This window comes from Duganella phyllosphaerae, from assembly GCF_001758785.1.
Classification (GTDB): domain Bacteria; phylum Pseudomonadota; class Gammaproteobacteria; order Burkholderiales; family Burkholderiaceae_D; genus Rugamonas; species Rugamonas phyllosphaerae.
The window spans coordinates 44,331-66,675 of sequence record NZ_LROM01000086.1; the positions used below are offsets into that span (position 1 = coordinate 44,331).

10 protein-coding genes are annotated in these 22,345 nt (G+C 67.7%); 4 read left to right on the forward strand and 6 right to left on the reverse strand.

The genetic code is table 11. The features are described 5' to 3' along the window. Positions 1-59 precede the first annotated feature (59 nt). The gene (locus tag DUPY_RS12890; RefSeq protein ID WP_229255351.1) at positions 60-2,468 is read left to right on the forward strand and encodes a glycoside hydrolase family 127 protein; all 2,409 of its coding nucleotides are present in this window, start codon (positions 60-62) and stop codon (positions 2,466-2,468) included. On the opposite strand, the gene cphA is transcribed toward DUPY_RS12890, so the two are convergent. The 5 genes from cphA to DUPY_RS12915 all read right to left on the reverse strand — a co-directional run bounded on the left by cphA (position 2,469) and on the right by DUPY_RS12915 (position 14,176). Continuing rightward, positions 2,469-5,153, reverse strand: coding sequence for a cyanophycin synthetase (gene cphA / locus DUPY_RS12895; protein ID WP_070248623.1), 2,685 nt, complete (start codon positions 5,151-5,153; stop codon positions 2,469-2,471). After that, a complete protein-coding gene (locus tag DUPY_RS12900; protein WP_070248625.1) occupies positions 5,150-5,986 on the reverse strand; it encodes a cyanophycinase in 837 nt (278 codons plus the stop codon). Before DUPY_RS12900 ends, cphA begins: the two co-directional genes overlap by 4 nt. Further along, on the reverse strand, positions 5,983-7,461 hold the full coding sequence (locus DUPY_RS12905) for an iron-containing redox enzyme family protein (RefSeq protein WP_070248628.1): 1,479 nt from the start codon (positions 7,459-7,461) through the stop codon (positions 5,983-5,985). The genes DUPY_RS12900 and DUPY_RS12905 overlap by 4 nt, the downstream gene beginning before the upstream one ends. 122 nt (positions 7,462-7,583) lie before the next feature. Then, a complete protein-coding gene (locus DUPY_RS12910; RefSeq protein WP_070248630.1) occupies positions 7,584-9,656 on the reverse strand; it encodes an AsmA family protein in 2,073 nt (690 codons plus the stop codon). A gap of 86 nt (positions 9,657-9,742) precedes the next feature. After that, positions 9,743-14,176, reverse strand: a complete 4,434-nt coding sequence (locus tag DUPY_RS12915) for an Lhr family helicase (RefSeq protein WP_070248632.1) — start codon at positions 14,174-14,176, stop codon at positions 9,743-9,745. Positions 14,177-14,287: 111 nt separating this feature from the next. On the opposite strand from DUPY_RS12915, the gene DUPY_RS12920 reads away from it, so the two are divergent. The 3 genes from DUPY_RS12920 (at position 14,288) to DUPY_RS12930 (ending at position 20,150) form a co-directional block, all read left to right on the forward strand. After that, positions 14,288-18,037, forward strand: coding sequence for an ATP-binding protein (locus DUPY_RS12920; protein ID WP_070248634.1), 3,750 nt, complete (start codon positions 14,288-14,290; stop codon positions 18,035-18,037). Between the two features lie 115 nt (positions 18,038-18,152). Then, positions 18,153-19,247, forward strand: coding sequence for an alkene reductase (locus DUPY_RS12925; protein ID WP_070248636.1), 1,095 nt, complete (start codon positions 18,153-18,155; stop codon positions 19,245-19,247). Positions 19,248-19,250: 3 nt separating this feature from the next. Continuing rightward, positions 19,251-20,150, forward strand: a complete 900-nt coding sequence (locus DUPY_RS12930) for a LysR family transcriptional regulator (protein ID WP_070248638.1) — start codon at positions 19,251-19,253, stop codon at positions 20,148-20,150. A gap of 14 nt (positions 20,151-20,164) precedes the next feature. On the opposite strand, the gene DUPY_RS12935 is transcribed toward DUPY_RS12930, so the two are convergent. Beyond that, the coding region (locus tag DUPY_RS12935; protein ID WP_070248640.1) for a xanthine dehydrogenase family protein molybdopterin-binding subunit at positions 20,165-22,345 on the reverse strand (2,181 nt) is incomplete at its 5' end.

The following is a 22,345-nucleotide window of genomic DNA, read 5'->3' on the forward strand; positions in this document are numbered from 1 at the left end:
AAGACGGCGGCTGAGCAGCGCGGTAAATTAGAGCTTGATTCCCTGTTCGAGGACCAGCCATGCCCCAGCCACTACCCGATCCGTTTCGTCATCGCCGCCTGCTGTTGAAAGGCGCTGCCAGCGTCGGGCTGGCCGGGTGGGGCGGCGCTGCTGCTGGTACGGCTGCTGCAGCAGCCAGCTCTGGCGTGGCGGGCGAAGCGTCAGCTGCGATTCCCGGCTCCGCGCGCGCGGTGCCGCTGTCCGCCGTGCGCCTGCTGCCTTCGGTGTATGCGGACGCGGTACAGGCCAACCTGGCCTACCTGCTGCGCCTCGACGCCGACCGCTTTCTGCACAACTATCACAAGTTCGCCGGCCTGCCGGTGAAGGGGGCGATTTACGGTGGCTGGGAGTCTGACACCATCGCCGGCGAAGGCCTGGGCCATTACCTGTCCGCGCTGTCGCTGATGCACGCGCAAACCGGCGACCCGGCGCTCAAGCCGCGCATCGATTACATCGTGGCCGAACTGGCGCACGTGCAGCAGGCGCAGGGCGATGGCTATATCGGCGGCTTCATGCGCAAGCGCAAGGATGGCACGGTGGTCGATGGCAAGGAGATCTTCCCCGAGATCATGCGCGGCGAGATCCGCTCGGCGGGATTCGACCTCAATGGCTGCTGGGTGCCGCTGTATAACTGGCACAAGGTATTCGCCGGCCTGTTCGACGCCCAGTCTTACACCGGCAATACCCAGGCGCTGCAAGTGGCGACCGGCCTCGCCGGCTACCTGGCCACCGTGTGCGCCGCGCTCGACGAGGCCCAGTTGCAGCAGGTGCTGGCCTGCGAACATGGCGGCATCAACGAAAGCTTCGCCGAACTGTACGCGCGCACCCAGGACCGCCGCTGGCTGGCGCTGGCGCACCGCCTGTATCACAAAAAGGTGCTCGAACCGCTGGCGCAGGGACGCGACGAGCTGGCCAACCTGCACGCCAATACCCAGATCCCCAAGCTGCTGGGCCTCGCGCGCCTGCACGAGCTGGACCCGAATCCAGGCTACGCCGAGACCACGCGGTTTTTCTGGCAACGCGTAACGCAGCATCACAGCTACGTGATCGGCGGCCACGGCGACCGCGAATATTTTTCCGGTCCCGACACCATCGCCGCCCACATCACCGAGCAGACCTGCGAAGCGTGCTGCAGTTACAACATGCTCAAGATGACGCGCCAGCTGTTCGGCTGGGCGCCGCACGCGGCATTCTTCGATTACTACGAGCGAACCCACCTCAATCACATCCTGGCGCACCAGAATCCGCGCACCGGCATGTTTACGTACATGACGCCGCTGATGTCGGGCGTGGCGCGCGAGTATTCGAGCGAAGAGAACGACTTCTGGTGCTGCGTGCTGTCCGGTATGGAGAGCCACGCCAAGCACGGCGATTCGATCTACTGGGAAAACGGCGACACCCTGTTCGTCAACCTGTACATCCCGTCGCAGGTGGCGTGGCGCGAGGCCGGGGCCAGCTTCGAGCTGACCACCCGTTATCCGTACGAAGGCGATATCGACATCGCGGTCAAGGGTATCGCTGCGCCGCGCGCCACCACGCTCGCGCTGCGCCTGCCGGCATGGGCCACGAACCACACACTGCTGGTCAACGGCAAGCCCTACCAGGCCGCGCAAGGCCATGGCTACCTGCTGCTGCGGCGCCAATGGAAAGCCGGCGACAAGGTGCGGCTGTCGCTGCCGCTGGACTTGCGCATGGAGGCGGCAGCAGGCAACGGGCAAGTGCAGGCGCTGCTGCGCGGACCGATGGTGCTGGCGGCCGACCTGGGACCGTCGGACCAGCCGTTCGACGGCCTGGCTCCCGCGCTGGTGGGCGCCGATATCCTCGGCGCCTTCAAAACGGTGGACAAGCAGCAGGCCACCTACCGCAGCGTGGGCAGCGGCCGGCCCGGCGACATGACCTTCAAGCCGTTCTTTTCGCAGTACGAGCGCCGTGCCGCCGTGTACTTCAACGCGTACACGGAACCGCAATGGGCGGCGTCTGAAGCGGCGTTCCGCAAGGAAGAGGCGCGCCTGAAGGCGCTGGCGGCGCGGTCGGTGGACGTGATGCACCTGGGAGAAATGCAGCCGGAACGCGACCACGATCTGCAGTCGGAGATTTCGTACCCGGTGTCGTACCGCGGTCGCATGGGGCGCGACGCCCGCACCGGCGGCTTTTTCAGTTTCCGCCTCAAGTGCGGCGATGGTCCGCTGGTACTGCAGGCAAGCTACTGGGGCGAGGAGCGCAACCGCGACTTTTACATCCTGGTCGATGGCGTGCGCGTGGCGCGTGTCAAACTCGACGCCAGCCATGCCGGCGTGTTTTTCGACGAGGACTACCCGGTGCCGCCAGCCCTGACGCAGGGCAAGCAAGCCATCACCGTGCGCTTCGAGCCGGAACCGGGCCATACTGCCGGCCCGGTATTCGGCGTGCGGCTGTACCGGGCCGAGTGATCAGGCGTCGTTACACTCGCTGTGCACCGGTTGCAGGTCGGCCGCGATGATGGCGGCGTTTTCCGGATAGAACGGGCGCAGCGCCTCTACCAGCACGTGTGGCGTGGACGGCGACGAGAACACCAGAACATCGCCGGGCTGGCATTTGGCGATGGCCACGGCCAGCGCCTGCTGAACGTCGTCGATCTGCACCGCCGTGCCGTCGCCGCTCAGCTGCTGGCGGATGCCTTCCACGATCAGCGCGCCGGTCTGGCCGTCGGCGCGGCCGCGCGGATTGGACTGGTAGACGATCAATTCATTGAAGTCGATCGCGCAATTGCGGCCGACGTCGCGCAGATCGGCGTCGCGGCGGTCGCCGGGGGCCGTGACTACGCCGATAACCTTCCCGGACGTTCCTGCACCCGCGACGGAGCCAGCCAATGAGCGCGCCATCCTGCCCAGCGCACGATAGGCGGCCGGGTTGTGGGCGTAATCGACCACCAGCGTGGCCTGCCCCATGTTGTAGACGTTCGCGCGCAGCGGATTGTTATGGCTGTCCGAGACGAAGGTCGTCAGCGCTTCCGCAATCTTCGGCAAGGTGAAGTCGGTCGCCAGCAGTGCAGCGGTGGCGGCCAGCGCGTTGGCGATATTGAACATGGCGTGGCCCTGCACCGACATCGGCATGGCTGCTGCGCTGACCAGCGCCTCGCGGCGGTTGCCGTGACCGATCATCAGCACACCATCGTGCAGCCAGGTGGCGCGGCCGCCCTGGTCGAGGTGCGTGAGCAGTACCGGGTGCTCCGGGTCGAGCGAGAAGTACAGCACTTCCACGCCTTCCTCCACCTGCGACGCCATGCGCACGCAGTAGGGGTCTTCGGCGTTGAGCACCACTGCGCGGCTGGCCGTGCGCGCCACAACGGCTTTGACTTCGGCCAGGTCGGCCAGCGTTTCCACGCCGTCCATGCCCAGGTGGTCGGCGCTCACGTTGAGCACCACGCCCACGTCGCAGCGGTCGAACGCCAGGCCGCGCTTGAGGATGCCGCCGCGCGCCGTCTCCAGCACCGCGAAGTCCACCTCGGTGGACGTGAGCACCTTGCGCGCCGACCAGTAGCCCGAGCAATCGCCCTGGTCCACCTGCACGCCGTTGATGAATACGCCCTCGGTGGTGGTCACTCCGGTGCCCAGTCTGGCCACGCGCGCGGCGTGGCCCAGCAGCAGGGCCGTGGTGGTTTTACCATTGGTGCCGGTGACCGCAATGACCGGGATGCGGCCGTTGTCCTTGCCGTACATGGCTTCCACGATGGCGTCGCCGGCGTCGCGCGGCTGGCCGCTGCTCGGGTACTGGTGCATGCGGATGCCCGGCGCGGCATTGACTTCGATGATGCCGCCATCCTGTTCGTCGAGCGGCACCCCGATGTCGCGGCAAATGATGTCGATGCCGGCCACGTCCAGACCGATCGTGCGCGCAGCGCGGATGCAGATCTCGCTCGTGGATGGGTGCAGCAGGTCGGTGGCGTCTTCCGCCGTGCCGCCGGTGGACAGGTTGGCGTTGCCGCGCAGGGCGACAACGGCGCCAGCCGGCGGCACGCTGTCGAATCCGTAGCCTTGCTTGGCCAGCAGGTCGGCGGCGATCTGGTCGAGCCGCATCCTGGTCAGGATATTGGTGTGGCCGTCGCCACGTGCAGGATCGAGGTTTTCCTGCGCCACCAGTTCGGCGATGGTCTTTACGCCGTCGCCGGTCACTTCGGGTGGACGGCGGCGCGAGGCGGCAGCGACCTTGTTGCCGGTGACCAGCACGCGATAGTCATGCCCCTCCAGGTATTTTTCCACGATCACGCGGCGGCTGTAACCGCGCGCATGGTCGAACGCGGCCTCGATCTGCTCGGGCGAGACGCACACGGTGGTCACACCCTTGCCCTGGTTGGCGTCGAGCGGCTTGATGGTGACCGGCACGCCCACGCGGCGGGCGGCGCGTTGCGCCTGCTCGACATCGGTCACCAGGCGGCCACGCGGCACCGGCACGCCCGCTTCGGCCAGCAAGGTCTTGGTGAGCTGCTTGTCGCTGGCGATGTTGGCGGCCACCAGCGACGTGTTGCCGGTAACGGTGGCTTGCAGACGCTTCTGGCGCGCACCCCAGCCCAGCTGGAACAGGTTGGCTTCTTCGGTCAGACGCAGGCTCGGGATGCCACGCCTGGTGGCGGCGTCGATGACGGCGGCGGTGCTGGTGCCGATGGCGCGGCGTTCCGCGTGGTCGCGCAGTTCGGCCAGTGGTTCTTCCAGGTCGAACGGCTGGTCATGCGCCAGCGCCGTGACCAGTTGCATGGCCAGCGCGAACGCTTCCTGCGCCACCTGCTCGAACTGGTAGCCGCAGATCACGCGGTAGCGGCCCGGCTGGCCCTCGATCGGCGCCGAGCGGCCAAAACCCACCGGTGCGCCGGCCAGGGTTTGCAGTGCCAAAGTCACGTGTTCGACCACCCGCGCCATGTAGGTGCCTTGCTGCAGGCGCTGCACAAATCCGCCCGGCTTGCCGGGCGGGGAGTAATGCTGGCCGAGGCTGGGTATCAGATCCAGCAAGGCGTCGTTGAAACGGGGCAGGGCGCTGGTGCTCACGCCCTGCAGCTCCGCCAGGTCGACCACGGTGAGCAGGCACGGCGCGCTGCTGTAGAGATTCGGGCCGCGCAGCACGCGCTGTTCGATGAGGTTCATGGCAGGGTGTTCCTGTGGGTGACGATGTGCATAAAGTGTTCGAGCGGCGCCGGCGCCTCGCCGGTCTTGTAGCGTGAACCAGCGGGAAGCAGGTGCAGCCGCACGTCGATCAGTTCCGGGCAGCCGTGTTGCGGCAGGTCGGCGATATTGGTGATGGTGTCGCGGCCGTCGGCAATGGTGACGGCGCCGTCACCGATCACCTCGATGCCGGATCCAGGCGTAACGATCAGCGCCGTGTCTTCATCGATGCCGATGCCGAGCAAGTGCGGATTGGCAGCCACGATGGTGAGCAAGCGCGAGAGCCGGTGCCGCTGCGAAAAATGCTGGTCGATCACCACGCGGTTGACCAGCCCCAGTCCGGCGCCCAGGTGGACCGCGCCCTTTTCCGGATGCAGGTCGGTCTTGCCGTCGGCCAGCATGTGGTTGGACATGGCCGAGGCCCCGGCGCTGGTGCCGGCAATCACGGCGCCGCGTTCGATCAGCGCGCGATGCATGGCGTCGTCGGCCAGGGTGCCGCCGATGATGGCCATCAGGCGCTTCTGGTCGCCGCCGGTCATGAAGATGCCGTCGGCCTGTTCGATATCTGCCACCAGTTCCCGGTTGTTGGCGTCGGCGCGCGTATCCAGGTGCAAGTGCTTGCGTTGGGTAACACCGAGGTCGCCGAAGGCCGCGTCATACATCGCCCACACCTGGTCCGGCACCCGGCTGGCGGTAGTGATGACGACGAAGCGGCGCTCGGCGCCGCCGGCCATCTCGACGAAGCGGGTCAACACGTTCTTGTCATCGGTGCGGTCTTCGCCGCCGCCGATGATGATCAGGTGGCCGGTGCTCATGCCAGCAACTGGCGGAAGATACGGGTGGCCATCAGGCCGGCCGCGCTGTGGTGGCGCGCGGGGGACATCAGGTCGATCAGCATCGCCATTGCGGCCGGCTTGCTGCCGGCAGCGGCCAGGCGCTGCTCCAGGCGGCGCAGCTCCGACCCGCCGTCGCCGGCATCGAGGTCCGCTTCGCGCGCCGGATGGTGACGAATCACGCCGCGCGGCTTGTTGGCGTTGGGGCGCGTGGCGGCACCATCGCCCAGAGTCTCCAGCGCGCGCTGGCGGGCGCGGAAGCTGATTACGCGCGCACCGGTGGCCGGTGCAGTTGCAGCTGCATGAGCCGCACGCGGAGTGGCGATCCAGTCGCGCAGGATTTGCTGCTCGTAGCTGCTGAACACACCGAACATTTCGGCCCGTTCGCTCTGGATCAGTTTCCAGAAGCGGCTGTTCTCGGCCGGTTCGCCGCGCTTGATCCAGCCGGCGTTCTCCAGTTCCAGCAGCATGTGCGGAATTTGCGTAGGTTCGGCCAGCCAGTCGTTGATGCTGCGGCCGGCCACGCGGCAGTAATCGGAGTGCATGTTCTGGCCCACCACGCTTTTCTCCTGCATGATCTGCACCAGTTCCGCTTCCAGGTCGAATTCGGCGATGACGGACGTGGTGCAGGCGCCCAGGTCGTTGAGGCGATAACCATCGAGCATGCGGCGCTGGAAGTCGGCCGGATCGGCGGCGTTGGCGATGAGCTGCTGCACGCCTTGCAGCGCCTTGTGGGCGTGGCCGGTGCCGGCGTTGTCCACCGTGATGTGCAGGGTGAAGTAGTACGGATCGATACCGAGTTCATTGAGCTCGTACGAAGTAATGAGCAGGTGCAGCGGCAGCTGCTCGTAACCGAGGTTGTAGCCGACGATTTCGGGCAGGTAGTGCTGCGCATCGGCAGCCAGCGCCAACTGGATCGCGCCCTGCACGAACTTGTCGTCATCGAGGCCGCGCCACTGGTCGCATTCCAGGCCGGCCAGCAGTTTCTTGTACAGCACCACGTGGTTCTTTTCGGCGATGCCGTCGCCCAGTTCTTCCAGGTACGTCTGGATCAGCGGACGGAAGTCGGGGTCTTCCCACCGTTCGAGCAGCGCGAACAGCCAGGCGCCGTCCACCAGCTTGGTCGGCGCGACCGCCTTGATGAAGTACATGGCCTGCGATTTGCTGGCGAAGTAGCGGCGCGGCGCACCGTTTTTGCGGGCGTCGAGATAGTCGCGGTATTGCTGGCCCACGGCCACGCTGCGGGTGCGCATCCACTCGTTCATCTGGCTGATATCGGCCGGCACATCGTCCTGCAATGCGCGCGCAGCTTGCAGCTGGCGCTCGAGATAACCGCGCGCGGTGTCGCGATGCTCTGCCAGCGCGCCGTGCTCGAGAAGGAAATAAAGTTCTTTCGCCGATGGCGTGGAAGACGCCGTAGGCGCTGGCGTCACGACTGGCGCGAAGGAGGTTTGCATGAGAGGCCCGGAAACTGGTTTATTTGTTACATTATCCCGGGCGGGAGATTTATTACCTATCGGTGCGTCCCCTGAGGCTGTGTAAGACGATGATTACACGCGTTGCCTCAGGGAATAGGTGCTTACTTTTTGCTCGGCGTCGGCGTGACGTTTTGCGCATCGGGCACCGGTTTCTTGGCCTGTACATTGCGCACGGTGGACGGTGATTGCGCCAGGTTGCGGGTGCGCGTGGCATCTGCCAGCGCTGCCGCGCAATTGACCGGCTCCACCTTGCTGACGTTAATCAAAGGCAGCAGCGCTGCCAGCGGATTGACCAGCGACGCCAGCGCCACCGCCGCGCCGCCCTTCAAGGCCAGCGGTCCGGCGTGCGGTCCCACTTTAGGGTTGGTAAAAGTGCCCTTGGCGTACAGCGGCGTGCGCAGGGTGATGATGCGCGCGCCCTTGGTTTCGGGTTTGATGTCGAGATCGAGCTGCTCGGTGGCGAGGTTGACGGAACCCCTGACGTTGATCACCGCTTCGTCGGTATCGACCACGAAGCGGCGAATCTGGGCGTCGCCGCGTTCGACCACGAAGTCGCCGGCGCCGCAGTTGAGCTGCACCTGCTTGTCGCCGAACAGTTTGACGAACACCAGGTTGGCCACGTTCAGGCCTGCCGCTTCGAGGATGAATTTGCTGACCGTGCCTTCGCTGACGGTGGCGCCCAGCTCGCCGTTGGACGTGGCCAGCATGGTCGATACCGAGTTGCCCTTGCCGAGCAGCGCGGCGTCGGCATTGACTTCACCCACGCTGGCCTGCATCGATTCGAGCTTGGGGAACAGCTGCTTGATCTTCAGGTGGCGCGCGGCCAGGCGCATCTGCGCGTCGATTTGCGGCTCGCGGCCGTCGAGGCGGATATGCGACGTAATCTGGCCGCCGGCCATGCTGAAGTTGAGCGGGATCAGCGTGAGCACCTTGTCCTGCATCTTGATGTGGGTGGTCACGTCGTTGATCGGAATGTCGTGCGTGCGCAGTACCTTCTTGCCGGTGAACTTGACGTCGGCGTCGAGCGCGTCCCAGTTCTTGGTGTTGAACTGCTCGACCGGCAGCGCCTTGTCGGCCGGCTGGATGTTCTTGCGTCCGCGCGCAGCCTTGTCGGCCGCGCTGTCGGCGCCGATGGTCGGACCCAGGTCTTCCAGGCGCAGCTGGCGCGATTCCACCGCGCCGGTCAGGAACGGGCGCGGTTTGCGCGGAATGTACTCGAGTGTGCCTTGCAGGTCGCTGCCGCCCACGGTGCCGGTAAAGTCGCGGTAAGCCCAGCGCCAGTCGGCGCCGGTGTTTTTGCCGACCAAACGGCCCTTGGTGGCGTAAGGCGGGGTTTCCGGCAGCAGAACGCCGGTGAGCGGGTACAGGTCGGCCATGGTGGCGCCGGCCAGGGACATCTTGAGGTCGATGCCGGCCAGCGCGCGCGGATCGGTCAGCACGCCTTCGAGCGACAGCTTGTTCCTGCCGGCGGTGGCGTTGGCCTGCACCGGGAAGTTGATGTGTTCACGTTCGAGCGACAGCACGTTGCCCATCTTGCCGCCGCCGACGATCTTGGCGTCGCGGTAGGTGCCGCCCACGACGAAGCGCAGCCCGTACGGCTTGGCTTCCTCGCCGCTGATGGTTTCGGCCTTGGCGTTCAGATCGAGCTTGATGCCGCCGTCGACATAGCGCACCGTGCCCTCGTTGAGCTGCACGCGGTCGATATTGACTTCCCACTGCGACGGACCGTTGTCCTTGAAGGTCCAGGTGTTGGTGCCATCGGCGCGGCGCTCGGCGGCGACCGCCAGCTTTTCCACGGCCAGGTCGGTGATGCGCGCCTCCTTGTGCAGCAGCGGCAGCAGGTGGATGCCGGCCCCCACGCTGCCCACGCTCACCAGCTCGGGTCCGGTCCTGGTCCACTCGGGGTTGGCGATGTGGACGTCGGCGGCGTTGATGTGCGGCCGGGGCACGTAGTGGCGCCAGCCGGTTTCATTGGGTTCCATCCACTTGAAGCGCACCTTCAGATCGCCCTTGATGGCGAACTCGCGGCCGATGCTCTCGGTGACCTTGTTGTTGATGTAGGGTCTGGCGCGGTTCCAGTCGAACGTCAGGATGAAAATGACGACCGCCACCAGCAGCAGCACCAGGAAGCCGAGGATCGCGAGAAAAATATTGAGTGGGCGTGATTTTGTCATGGCCCCATGGTAGGCCCGACCACGCCCCATTTATGTGCGCTTTACCACATACGCGCAAGGTTGGTTGCCGCGTGGCTAACTTTTGCTTAATTGTTTGCGAGCAGATGCGCGCGCAGCAGCTCACGCTCGACCGGTTCCGGCGTGCCCACGTAGCGCAGCTTGTTGCCCGCCTGCGTGGCCACCGGCAGGCCGTCGCGGAACAGGATGCGGTTGCCGGCCAGCGCCGGCACCTTGTCGCCGGGGAGCAGGGTGCCGCACAGGTTGAGCGGGTCGATGCCGGACAGGCAGACCAGGGCGCCGTCGTGCGGGCGGCGGCGCATGTCGCGCAGCAGCGGTATCGCTTCTGGCAGCGCAAACTGTTCGCCCGACAGGCCTGCGACGAAACGTCCCCCGCGAATCTCGCCGCGCGCCTCTAGCCGGTGATAGACCGGCAGCAGCTCGCGCCAGGCCGGCATCCACGACGCCTCGCGCTCGAGCAGGCGCCAGAACATCACGCCGTAGCGGCGCAGCAGGGTCATGGCGATGTGTTCGAGCGTGGCGGGATCGGTGCGCGGCCTGCGGCTTGGGACTGCCGGCTTGTTGGCTGCGGGCGCTGCTGCAACCTCGCCGGCGGCCAGGATTTCGCTGGGCCGCTCGACGATCGTAACGCCGTCGGCGCGGCGCACCAGGGCCCACCGGCCCGCTTCTTCCATCGCTGGCCCGGCCCCGACCAAGCCGCGCCGGCGGCGCCCTGGTGCGCCGCGCCGACGGCGCTTGTCGAGCGTGTTGCGTTTTGCTGCCGGCGCCAGCATGGCGCGCAGGCCGGCGTAGCTGTCGGCATTGACCAGCCCCGTGGCCACCAGTTCGCCCAGCGCGGTTTCCAGCTCGGCGCCCAGCAGGCGGGCGTCACGCGCCAGTTCGTCGTAAAACATCGCGCCTTCGCTGCGCAGCGCGGCCAGCACCCGCGCCGCCCGCGCCGAGACAGTGATCTCGCCAGCCACGGCCGGCAGCGCATGCCACAGCGCCAGCTGGCGGCGGGGTAGCAGCACCAGCGGCGTGCCGCGCACCGGGCCGCCGGCAGCGGAACTGGGCGCACCCACGCGGGTCCAGACGATTTTGCCGGCGCGGCATAGGTCATCGAGCCAGGTATTCGAATAATCTTCCACGCGCAGGGCCAGCAGGTCGCTTTCCCAGCCGCCGGCTGCCGCTTCGTAGCCTTCGAGCTGCGCCAGGATCTGCGCCAGCGCCTCCTGGCCGGACAGACGTGTGCTGCCTGAGAGGTGCTGCCAGTCGAACAGGAAGCGCATGAAGTCCTGGCGCTCCACCGGCTCGATCTCGCGCCGCAGCCGCTTGATGGTGTAGCGGTGGATGCGGGCGAGCAGGTGGCGCTCCACCCATTGCTCTTCTTCCACGCCCGGCGTAAAACGGCCGCGCATCACGTAGCCTTCGGTTTCGAGCCGGGTGAGGGCAATGGTGACCGTCGATGCCGCCAACTCCAGCGGGTCGGCGATGGCAGCCACGGTCTGCGGGCCGAAGCCGCCCAGGCGCGCGCGCAGCAGTTCCACCAGCGCGCTGTCGCGGGTCCAGGGTTCGTCGTCGACATGGCCAGGCAGCGGCGCCAGTGCCGGCGTGGCGACTGCTTCCGGGTAAGCCGCTTGCAGGCAGGCCAGGCGCTCCAATGCCACCCACAGCTGCGTGTCGCCAGCGGCCAGCAGCGTGGCGCGTCCACCCGCAGCCAGTGTGTGCAGCCAGTCGGCCCAGCCGGCGTGGGCCTGCGCTTCTGTCGGCGTGATGGCGGCCAGCGCGACCAGCGCTTCGTGCATCTCGTCGCTGTTGCGCACATCGGGCCACGCTTCCTGGCCCACCGCCTCGATGGCGCCGACGTCGAGCGCGCCCAGGTCGTCGGTGGACGCGGGATCGGTCCAGCGCCGGTTGATCACTGCCTGCGTACGCCGCTCTTCCAGCGGCGCGTCGTCGAGGAAGGCGTACGGGCGGGCGTTGAGGATTTCCATCGCCAAGGGGGAAGGCGCCGGCAGGTCGCGCGCCAGCAGACGTACTTCGCCCGCCTCCATGCGCCGCAACAGCGCCAGCCAGCCCTCGCTGTCCATCGCCTCGTGCAGGCAGTCGTCGAGGGTCTGGTCCACCAGCGGGTGGCGCGGCAATTCGCGTTCGCCCACGATATTTTCCAGGCACGCGGCCTGGTCGGGGAAGACGGCCGCCAGCAGGTCGTCGCTTTTCATCCGCTGCAGCTGCGGCGCCACTTTGCGCCCGCCGGCGTAACGGGGCAGTGCCAGCGCGGTGGTGGCGTTCCAGCGCCACCGCACGTTGAACAGCGGTGCGTCGAGCAGCGCCTGCACCAGCACCTGCTCGGCCGTATTGGCGCGCAGGTAGCGCCATACTTCATCGAGCGGAAAGCTGTGGCTCTCCGAGAGCGAGAGCACGATGGCGTCTTCGGTGGCGGCAGCCTGCAGCTCGAAATTGAAGTTGCGGCAGAAGCGCTTGCGCAGCGCCAGTCCCCAGGCGCGGTTGATGCGGCTGCCGTATGGCGAGTGCAGCACCAGTTGCATGCCGCCCGACTCATCGAAAAAGCGTTCCATCACCAGCGTGTCGTGGGTGGGCAGGCTGCCCAGGGCAGAGCGGGCGCGGGCCAGGTACTCGACGATCTGGCGTGCGGCGTCGTCGTGCAGGCCCAGGTGCTCATGCAGCCAGTCGATGGCGCGCTCGATGGCGCGCTCGTTAGTCAACTCGCCCGACTCGCCATCGGTGCGCGTGAGCAGGCGGTCGATTTCGCCGCGCAGGCGCGCCACGCCGAACGACAGCTCGTCGCTGCGGCCCGGCGCCTCGCCCATCCAGAACGGGATGTTGGGCGCGGCGCCATGGGCGTCTTCCACCCGCACCTTGCCGGCATCGATGCGCTGGATGCGGTACGACGTGTTCCCGAGCTGGAACACGTCGCCGGCCAGGCTCTCGACCGCGAAGTCTTCGTGCACGGTGCCGATCGCAATGCCCTGCGGCTCGAGCAGCACCGAATAGTCGGCATTGTCGGGGATGGTGCCGCCCGAGGTGACGGCGGTGAGCTTGCCACCGCGCCGGCCACGCACGGTGCCGCTCACGGTGTCGCGGTGCAGGTAGGCGCCGCGCACTCCCTGGCGCGTGGTGTAGCCTTCCGAGAGCATGCGCAGCACCGCGTCGAAACGGTCGCGCGCCAGGTTCGCATACGGCCAGGCTTGCCGCATCAGCGCAAACAGCTCGTCCTCGCGCCATTCGCGGCTGGCCACTTCTGCCACGATGTGCTGGGCCAACACGTCGAGCGGCGCCACCGGCACGTGCAGGATATCGAGTTCGTCGCGGCGCACGCAGTCGAGCAGCGCCGCGCATTCCACCAGGTCGTCGCGCGAGGTGGGAAACAGCCGGCCCTTGGGCAAGCCACCCACGTGGTGACCGGAGCGGCCCACGCGCTGCAAAAAGGCGGCGATGCCGCGCGGGGAACCGATCTGGCACACCAGGTCGACGTCGCCGATGTCGATGCCCAGTTCCAGCGAGGCGGTGGCCACCAGCACCCGCAGCTCGCCGCGTTTGAGGCGCTGCTCGGCGTCCAGCCGGTATTCCTTGGCCAGGCTGCCGTGGTGCGCGGCGACGTCCTCGCTCCCCAGGCGGTCGGCCAGGTGGCGCGCCATCCGTTCGGCCATGCGCCGGGTATTGACGAACACCAGCGTGGTGCGGTGCAGGACGGTCAGCTCCGCCAGCTTGTCGTACACGCGCTCCCACACTTCGTTGGGCATCACCGCTTCCAGCGGCACCGGCGGCAGTTCCAGTCCGAGGTCGCGCGCGCGCACGTGGCCCACGTCCACCACCGCGCAATCCCGGCCGGTACCGGCCAGGAAGTGCGCCACCGTGGACAGCGGCTTCTGGGTGGCCGACAGGCCGATGCGCACCGGCGGCGCATCGCACAGGGCGTCGAGCCGTTCCAGGCTCAGTGACAGATGGCTGCCACGCTTGCTGCCTGCCACCGCGTGGATCTCGTCGACGATCACGGTGCGTACGCCGGCCAGCATGGCGCGGCCGCTGTCGGAACCGAGCAGCACGTACAGCGATTCCGGCGTGGAGACCAGGATGTGCGGCGCGCGGCGGCGCATGGCGTTGCGTTCGGCCTGGGTGGTGTCGCCGGTGCGCACGGCGCTGCGGATGCCATGCGGCGGCAAACCCATGGTCTGCAGTTGCTCGGCGATGCCGTCCAGGGGCGCCAGCAGGTTGACGCGGATATCGTTCGACAGCGCCTTCAGGGGCGACACATATAACACCCGCGTGGCGTCGGGCAGTGTCCCGGCGCCGCTCTCGCGCACCAGTGCGTCGATCGCGGCCAGGAAGGCGGTGAGGGTTTTGCCCGAGCCGGTCGGCGCGGCGATCAGGGTGGGGCGGCCGGCCTGGATCAGCGGCCAGGCGCGGCGCTGGGCCTCGGTGGCGGCAGGGAAGGCAGCGGTAAACCAGGCGGCGACGGCGGGGTGGAAGTCTTGCCAGTCGTGGAGGGCGGGTTGGCTCATGGAGACGTAGATGGGGGCGAAATGGGCGAACTCAACGCTGCTACCGGCGGTTAAAAAAAATGATAGGCTTGCTATCATTGTAGTTGAGGCATTCAATAAAGGCATGTATCCATGAATTTCACGGACGGACCGGTACCAGCGGCGCCCGATTTTTTAACCGCCCCGGGCGCACTGAGCGCGCAAATCCTGGCCCATGACTGGTCGCACACCCCGCTCGGCCCCATCGCCCAGTGGCCGCAAAGCCTGAAGACCGTGGTCAGCCTCATGCTCAGCTCCCACCAGCCGATGTGGATAGGCTGGGGGCCACAGGCGACGTTTTTATACAACGACGCCTACATCGATGTGCTGAGCATGGCCAAGCATCCGTGGGCGCTGGGACGCCCGGCGGCCGAGGTATGGGCCGAGATCTGGGACATCTGCGGACCGCTGTCCGACCGCGTTTTCCAGCACGGCGAAGCCACGCTGGCCAACGACGTGCGCCTGTTCATGAACCGCGGCGATTTCTTGGAAGAGGTGTTCTATTCGTTCTCCTACAGCCCGGTGCGCGACGAATCGGGGCGGGTGGCGGGCCTGTTTTGTCCCAACCTCGATGTCACTGCCAAGCACCTGAATGCGCGCGGCCTGATCACGCTGTCGGACCTCAGTGCGCGCACGCGCGACGACAAGACCGTCGATGAAGCGTGCGACAACGTCATGGCCAGCATCAGCGGCAACCCCGACGACTTGCCGTTTGCGCAGCTGTTCCTGGCCGCTGAAGACGACCGGCTGGCGCTGGCGCGCAGTACCCATGCCGAGATTGCCGATGACTTGTTCGCGGTGGCCAGGGCGGTACGCCATGGCCGCATGGTGGAAGTGGAGTTTGCCGACGACCCGCGCGCCATCGGCCTGCCCACCGGCCTGGCGGGCCAGCCGCTACGCCGGGCGGTGATGCTGCCGTTGATGGGCGCCGGCCAGCAGGCCGTGGGCGCACTGGTGCTGGGCGTGAGCGCCGCGCGCCGGCTCGACGCCGACTATCGCCGCTTCATGGAACTGGTGGCCATCCAGGCTGCCACCGCCATCCAGCATGCCCGCGCGGCAGAAGATGAGCGACTGCGCGCCAACATGCTGGCCGAACTCGATCGCGCCAAGACCCAGTTCTTCAGCAACGTCAGCCACGAATTCCGCACGCCGCTCACGCTGATGCTCGGGCCCATGGAGGACGCGCTGGGCGACAGTGCAGAGCCGCTGCCGCCACAGCAGCGCGCCCGCATGGAGCTGATGCACCGCAACGGCCTGCGCCTGCAAAAACTGGTCAACACGCTGCTGGAATTTTCGCGCGTGCAGGCCGGCCGTGCCCAGGCCCACTTTGCGCCGGTGGACCTGGCCGCGCTCACTGCCGACCTGGCCAGCAGCTTCCGCTCGGCGGTGGAAAGCGCCGGCATGCGCCTGCTGGTCGATTGCCCGCCGCTGCCATCGCCAGTGTACGTGGATCCGGTGCTGTGGGAAAAGATCGTCCTGAACCTGCTGTCAAACGCCTTCAAGTTTACCTTTGCCGGCCATATCGCCATCAGCCTGGAAGCGGTCGGCAACCACGCATATCTCACCGTATCCGACACCGGTATCGGCATCGCGGCCGAGCAGCTGCCCAATCTGTTCGAGCGCTTCCACCGGGTGGAAGGCGCGCGCTCGCGCACCCACGAGGGTTCCGGCATTGGCCTGGCGCTGGTGCACGACCTGGTGGCGCTGCACGGCGGGCGCATCGGCGTGGAGAGCGCGGAGGGCGAGGGCACGGTGTTCCGCGTGGAACTCGCGCTGGGCAGCGCCCACCTCGACCCGGCCCACGTGGTCGACGCGCAACCCGAGGCGCCGCGCCTGTCCGCTGTTCAGTCGTACGTGGCCGAAGCGGAAGGCTGGATACAGCGCGCCGAGGTTCCGGCACCGGATGCGGTGGCCAGCGTGCGCAGCGGCCGGCTGCTGATCGCCGACGACAATGCCGACATGCGCGACTACCTGTGCCGGCTGCTGTCCGACCACTGGCAGGTGGAGGTCTGCGCCAATGGCGTCGAAGCGCTGGCGGCCATCGCCCGCCGGGCGCCCGACGTCATCCTGTCCGACGTGATGATGCCGGAGCTCGACGGCTTCGGTTTGCTGGCCGCGCTGCGCGCCGATCCTGCCACGCGCGATATTCCCTTCATGCTGCTGTCGGCGCGGGCCGGCGAGGAAGCACGGCTCGAAGGCTTGCAGGCGGGCGCCGACGACTACCTGGTCAAGCCGTTTTCGGGCCGTGAACTGGTGGCGCGGCTGGACGTGCTGCGCGAGCGCCAGCGGGCGCGCGAAGTGGATGCTGCGGTCACGCGCCGGATCCGCAGCGTTTTCAGCCAGGCGCCGGTGGCGATCGCGATCTTTCGCGGACCGCGCCACGTGTTCGAGCAGGCCAATGCCCATTACCGCAGTCTGGTGGGAATGCGTGAACTCGACGCCATGCCGATCCGCGACGTCTTTCCCGAGCTGGAAGGGCAGGGCATCTTCGAGCTGCTCGACGAAGTGGCCCGCACCGGCGAGCCTTACGTCGGCCAGGCGGTGCCGGTGCTGCTGCGCACCGGCCCGGACCAGCAACTGGTCGAGCGCAGCTTCGACTTCATCTACCAGCCGCTGCTTGGCGACGACGGCAAGCCGGAAGGCGTCATGACGGTGGCGTTCGAGGTGACGGAACTGGCCAATGCGCGCCGTGCGGCTGAAGCGGCCAACCGCGCCAAGGACGATTTTCTCGCCATGCTGGGCCACGAGCTGCGCAACCCGCTCGCGCCCATCGTCACCGCGCTGCAGTTGATGCGCCTGCGCGGCGGTGACCAGGCGGCCAGGGAGCGCCAGGTGATCGAGCGCCAGACCAGCCACCTGGTGGCGCTGGTGGACGACCTGCTCGACGTGTCCCGCGTGGCAGAAGGCAAGATCGAACTGCGGCGCGAACCGGTGCAGATTGCCGAAGTGGTGGCGCGCGCGATCGAGACCGCCAGCCCGCTGATCGAACAGAAGCACCACGCGCTCGATGTCGATGTGCCGACGGCCGGCCTGCTGGCGCTGGTCGATCCGGGCCGCTGCGTGCAGGTGGTGGCCAACCTGCTCAACAACGCCGCCAAGTACACCGAGGCTGGCGGCACGCTCAAGGTCGGCGCCTGGCGCGAGCGCGGCGATGACGGCCAGGACGTGGTGGCCATCGCCGTGCGCGACAACGGCATCGGCATCGCACCGGCCATGCGCAACTCGATCTTCGAGCGCTTCGTGCAGGAGCGCCAGGCCCTGAGCCGTTCGCAGGGCGGGCTGGGACTGGGCTTGACGATCGCCCGCAGCATGGTGGCGCTGCACGGCGGCAGCATCGATGTGCACAGCGACGGCGTGGGCCGGGGCAGCACGTTTACGGTGCGCCTGCCGCTGCTCGCACAGCATGAAGCACAGGAGCAGCACAATCAGTCCGATGCCGCGCCCGCTGGCGAAGCTGCCACGGCGGCGCCGGCGCCCGCGCCCACCGGCCTGCGCGTGCTGGTGGTGGACGACAACGAGGACGCGGCCAGCGCGCTGGGCGAGCTGCTGGCATTGCAGGGGCACGAGGTGAGCGTGGTGTTCGGCGCGCCCGAGGCGCTGGCGCAGGAGCCGCTGTTCGCGCCGCAAATCTGCCTGCTCGACATCGGTCTGCCCGGCATGGACGGCTACGAACTGGCGCAGCGCCTGCGCCGGCAAAGCAGCAACCGGGCGTTGCGGCTGGTGGCCATCACCGGCTATGGCCAGGACAGCGACCGTCGGCGCGCGGCCGAAGCGGGGTTCGATCATCACCTGACCAAGCCGGTCGATCCGCGCGTGCTGGACGAGTTACTGCGCCAAAAGTAAGAGAAACGCGAGCATCGTTGCGCATTGCGCAAAGGTGTTGCCGGCTCAGGCTGGCTTATCAGCAGGCGGGCGGCGGTCTACAGTGGCTCATCTCCAACCACTACGGACCACTGCCATGAAACAGCTGCTCGACACCATCCACATCGGCGACCTCGCCCTCACCAGCCGGGTGGCGATGGCCCCGCTCACGCGCGCCCGCTCCGGCGACGACGGCGTCCCGGTTGCGCTCAACGCCCTGTACTACGGCCAGCGCGCCACGGCGGGCCTGATCATTACAGAGGCCACCAATGTCTCGCCCAATTCGGCCGCCTTCGAACTGGCGCCCGGCATTCATACCGAGGCGCAGGTGGCCGGCTGGCGCGGCGTGACCGACGCGGTGCACGCCGCCGGCGGTCGCATCTTCATGCAGCTGTGGCACAGTGGCCGCGCCAGTTCCTACGCGCTGCTGCAGGGCCGCGCGCCGCTGTCGCCATCGGGCGTGAACGACGACCTGGGCCTGTTGCAGGTGTACGGCGCGCTGCGCAACGGCATTTACACCCGTATCGCTGCCTCGCCGTCGCGCGCCATGACGACCGAAGAAGTGTATGCGGCCGTCGCTGAATTTCGCGCTGGCGCGGTGAACGCGGTGCGGGCGGGCCTCGACGGGGTGGAGATCCACGCCGCCAATGGCTACCTGGTGCAGCAGTTCCTCTCGCCCGTGGTCAATCGCCGCACCGACGAATTTGGCGGCAGCGTGGAAAACCGCCTGCGCTTCCTGCGCCTGATCGTCGAGGCGGTGCTGGAAGTGCTGCCGGCCCACCGCGTAGGTGTACGCATCTCGCCGTTCGCCGCCTATAACAACGCCACCGATCCGAACGTGGCAGAGACCTATGGCGCAGTGGCGCAGCTGCTCGACGGTTATGGCATCGGCTACATCCACGGTGCCGACACCAATGCCTGGGGCGGCACGGCCGACATGCCGAAGATTCTCGACATCATCCGCTCGGGCTACAAAGGCGTGGTGATCGCCAACGCCGGCATGACGCCGGAAGCGGCGCAACAACTGCTGGCCGGCGGCCAGGCCGACATGGTGGCGTTCGGCCGCGCCTATGTCGCCAACCCGGACCTGGTGGCCCGGATTGCCGCCGGTGGTCCGTACAACGAGCCCGATCCGTACTCGTTCTACGGCGGCGCGGAACGCGGCTACACCGACTACCCGTCGCTGGGCTAGGCGGTGGACCGCTGGCAAGCCATGCGCACGCTGGTGCAGGTGGTGGAATCGGGGACGTTTTCCGCCGCCGCACGCCGGCTCGAGGTGGGGCAGCCGAGCATTTCCAAGATGGTGGCCCAACTGGAAGCCGAACTTGGTGTGCAGCTGCTGCTGCGTTCGAGCAGGGGTCTCACGCCCACCGAGGCCGGCATGGCCTATTACCAGGGCGCGCGCCGCGCGCTCGATGCCTTGCATGACGCCGAAGCGGGCGCCCGGGGCGAGGGCGCCAGCCTGTCGGGGCGCCTGGTCGCGTATGCGCCGGTGACCTTTGCGCGGCTGCACATCATGCCGCATTTGCCGGCCTTTCTCGAGGCCCATCCCGATCTCACGCTCGACCTGGTGCTGGACGACCGCAACGTCGACCTGCTCGAAGGCGGCGCCGACATCGCGCTGCGCCTGGGCCACCTGGAGGATTCGGCCATGACGGCGCGCCGCCTTGCGCGCGGTCCGCGGACGCTCCTCGCCACCCCGGAATACATCGCGCGCTACGGTACGCCCGCGCATCCATCGGAACTGTCCAGGCACCAGGCGGTGCTCTACGACCGTCCGGGCACTGGCAATGGGACCGGCGCGGGCAGCATGTTCGTGCGCGGCGACGAGCACGTGCCGGTGGCGTTGACGGGGCGGTTGCGGGTGTCGGCCGCCGAAGGCGTGCGTGCGGGCGTGCTGGCGCACATGGGATTGGCCGTGGCCACCGAGTGGATGTTTGCGCCGGAGCTGGCCAGCGGCCAGGTCGTGCGCCTGCTGCCGGACTGGCGCCTGCCCGCGATGGACCTGTGGGCGGTGTACCCATCGGGGCGCAGGGCCAGCGCCAAGGCGCGCGCCCTGGCCGCCTTTGTCGAAAGCGCGCTGGCTGCGCGCTGACCCCTGCTGTCCTTTTACGACTTGAGGTGCGGACCGGCCAGCGGCAGGTCGCGCCAGCGTTTGCCCGTCACGTGGGCCAGGGCGTTGCCCAGGGCGCCGGCCATCGGCCCCTGCGCCGCTTCGGCCACGCCGAGGAGCGGCGTGCCGGGACGGTCGAGCAGCACCACGTCCACCTGGTCGGGCACGCCCGAGTAGCGCATGATCGGATAGCTGGCCCAGTCCACGCTGGCGATGCCCTGTGGGCCGAACTGCAACTGCTCGTACAAGGTCCAGCTGGCAGACTGCAAAATGCCGCCTTCGATCTGGTTGCGGATGCCGTCCGGGTTGACCATCTGGCCGCAATCGACGGCTGCCACCACCCTGGCGATGCGCACGTCGCCGGTGCTGCGGTCGAGCCGGATTTCCACCGCGATCGCCACATAACCCATGATGTTCTTGTACTGGCCGAAGGCAAAGCCGAAGCCGTGATCCGGCTTCGCTTTGCGCTTATCCCAGCCAAACCTGGCCGCAGCGCTCTGGATCACCGCGCGGGCGCGTTCGTTGTCCAGGTGCTTGAGGCGGAACTGCACCGGGTCGATGCGGGCGGCAGCGGCCAGTTCGTCCATCATGCTCTCGATGGCAAACAGGTTGATGTGCGCACCCAGCGAGCGCATGGCCGAGGTGCGCAGCGGCGTCACCGGCAGGAAGTGGTTGACTACGCGCGACTTGGGCAGCACGTACAGCGGAATCGCATTGCGGTCGCCGCCGCCCTCGGGCATCGGCATCGGCACCGAGGGGCTGGGCACGAATGGGCGCGCCAGCAGCGTGGCCGGGATCAGCTTGCCGGCATTGCCGGGACGCTCGTTGTGCGAGCCGCTCCACAATTCGTACTGCCAGTCGCAGATCTTGCCGCTGGCATCGATCGAGGCGGAGAGCTGCGAGCTGATGGCCGGCGCGTACGGTTCCCACTGGTTTTCCTGGTCGCGCATCAGCTGCACCCGCACCGGTATGCCGGGCAAGGCGCGCGCGATCAGGGCGGCATCGGCCGCCACGTCGTCGGCGCCGTTCTGGCCATAGCACCCAGAGCCTTCGGTGTGGATGCAGCGCACCGCGTCGAACGGCATCGACACCATCTCGGCCAGCGCGGCGCGCAGCGGATACACGCCCTGGGTGTGGGTCCAGACGGTGAGCTTGCCGTCCACCAGGTGGCCCAGCGCGCAAGACGGCCCGATCGAGCCATGCAGCACGTACTGCTTGGAATAGCGGTGGGACAGCGTGGTGACGGCCGCACCGGTGGCGGCGCGGTTGTCGGCGATGGTGATGTCTTGCGAGGGCAGGGCGCGCAGCGTAGTGTGGATGGTTTCCTGCACCGGCAGCGGCGGGCCGGCCTGCCACCTGGCGCTGGTGGTCAGCGCGCGCATGGCCAGCACGGCCTGCCATTCGTCGCGCGCGACCACGGCCAGGTAATTGCCGTCGACGACCACCTTGACCACGCCGGCCATGCGCGCCACCCCGGCCTTATCGGCCGACAGCAGCGTGGCGCCGTAGGCGGGCGGGCGTACCACGCGCGCATGGACCATGCCGGGCGGGCGCATGTCCTGCACGTAGGCGGCGCCGCCGGTGAGCTTGGCGGGAATGTCCACCCGTGGCAGCGACGCGCCGATCACCGTGTATTTTGCCGGGTCCTTCAGTGGTGACTTTTCCTGGGCCTGGCGGTGCAGGTCGATGCCGCGCACGGCGTCGCCGTAATGCATGTGGCGGCCGTCCGGCGCGGTGACCACACCATTGCGGGTGGTGAGCTTGGTGGCGTCGAGCTGCCACTGCGCCGCTGCGCCTTGCACGACTAGCGCGCGCACCTGGGCGGCAGCATTGAGCAGCGCGGTGCCGCTGTCGGCCATGGTGTGGCTGCCGGCGGTGAAGCCCTCGTTGGGCGTGCGGCCGGTATCGGCGGTGACGAAGTCGATGGCGGCTGGCGCGATATCGAGCTGTTCGGCCGCCACTTGCAGCAGCGCGGTGCGCACGCCGGTGCCCAGTTCCGCCTTGCCGGTGAAGACCGTGGACTTGCCGTCGGGTGCGATGCGGATCCAGGCGTCGAGCATCGGGATGCGACTGAGGCTGCCGGGCAGTTTGGGGTTGGCAATCGGCGGCACGCCCATGCCGTTGAATTCCGCGCGTGCAGCAGGCACCAGGGAGAAGCCCACGAGCAGGGCGCCATT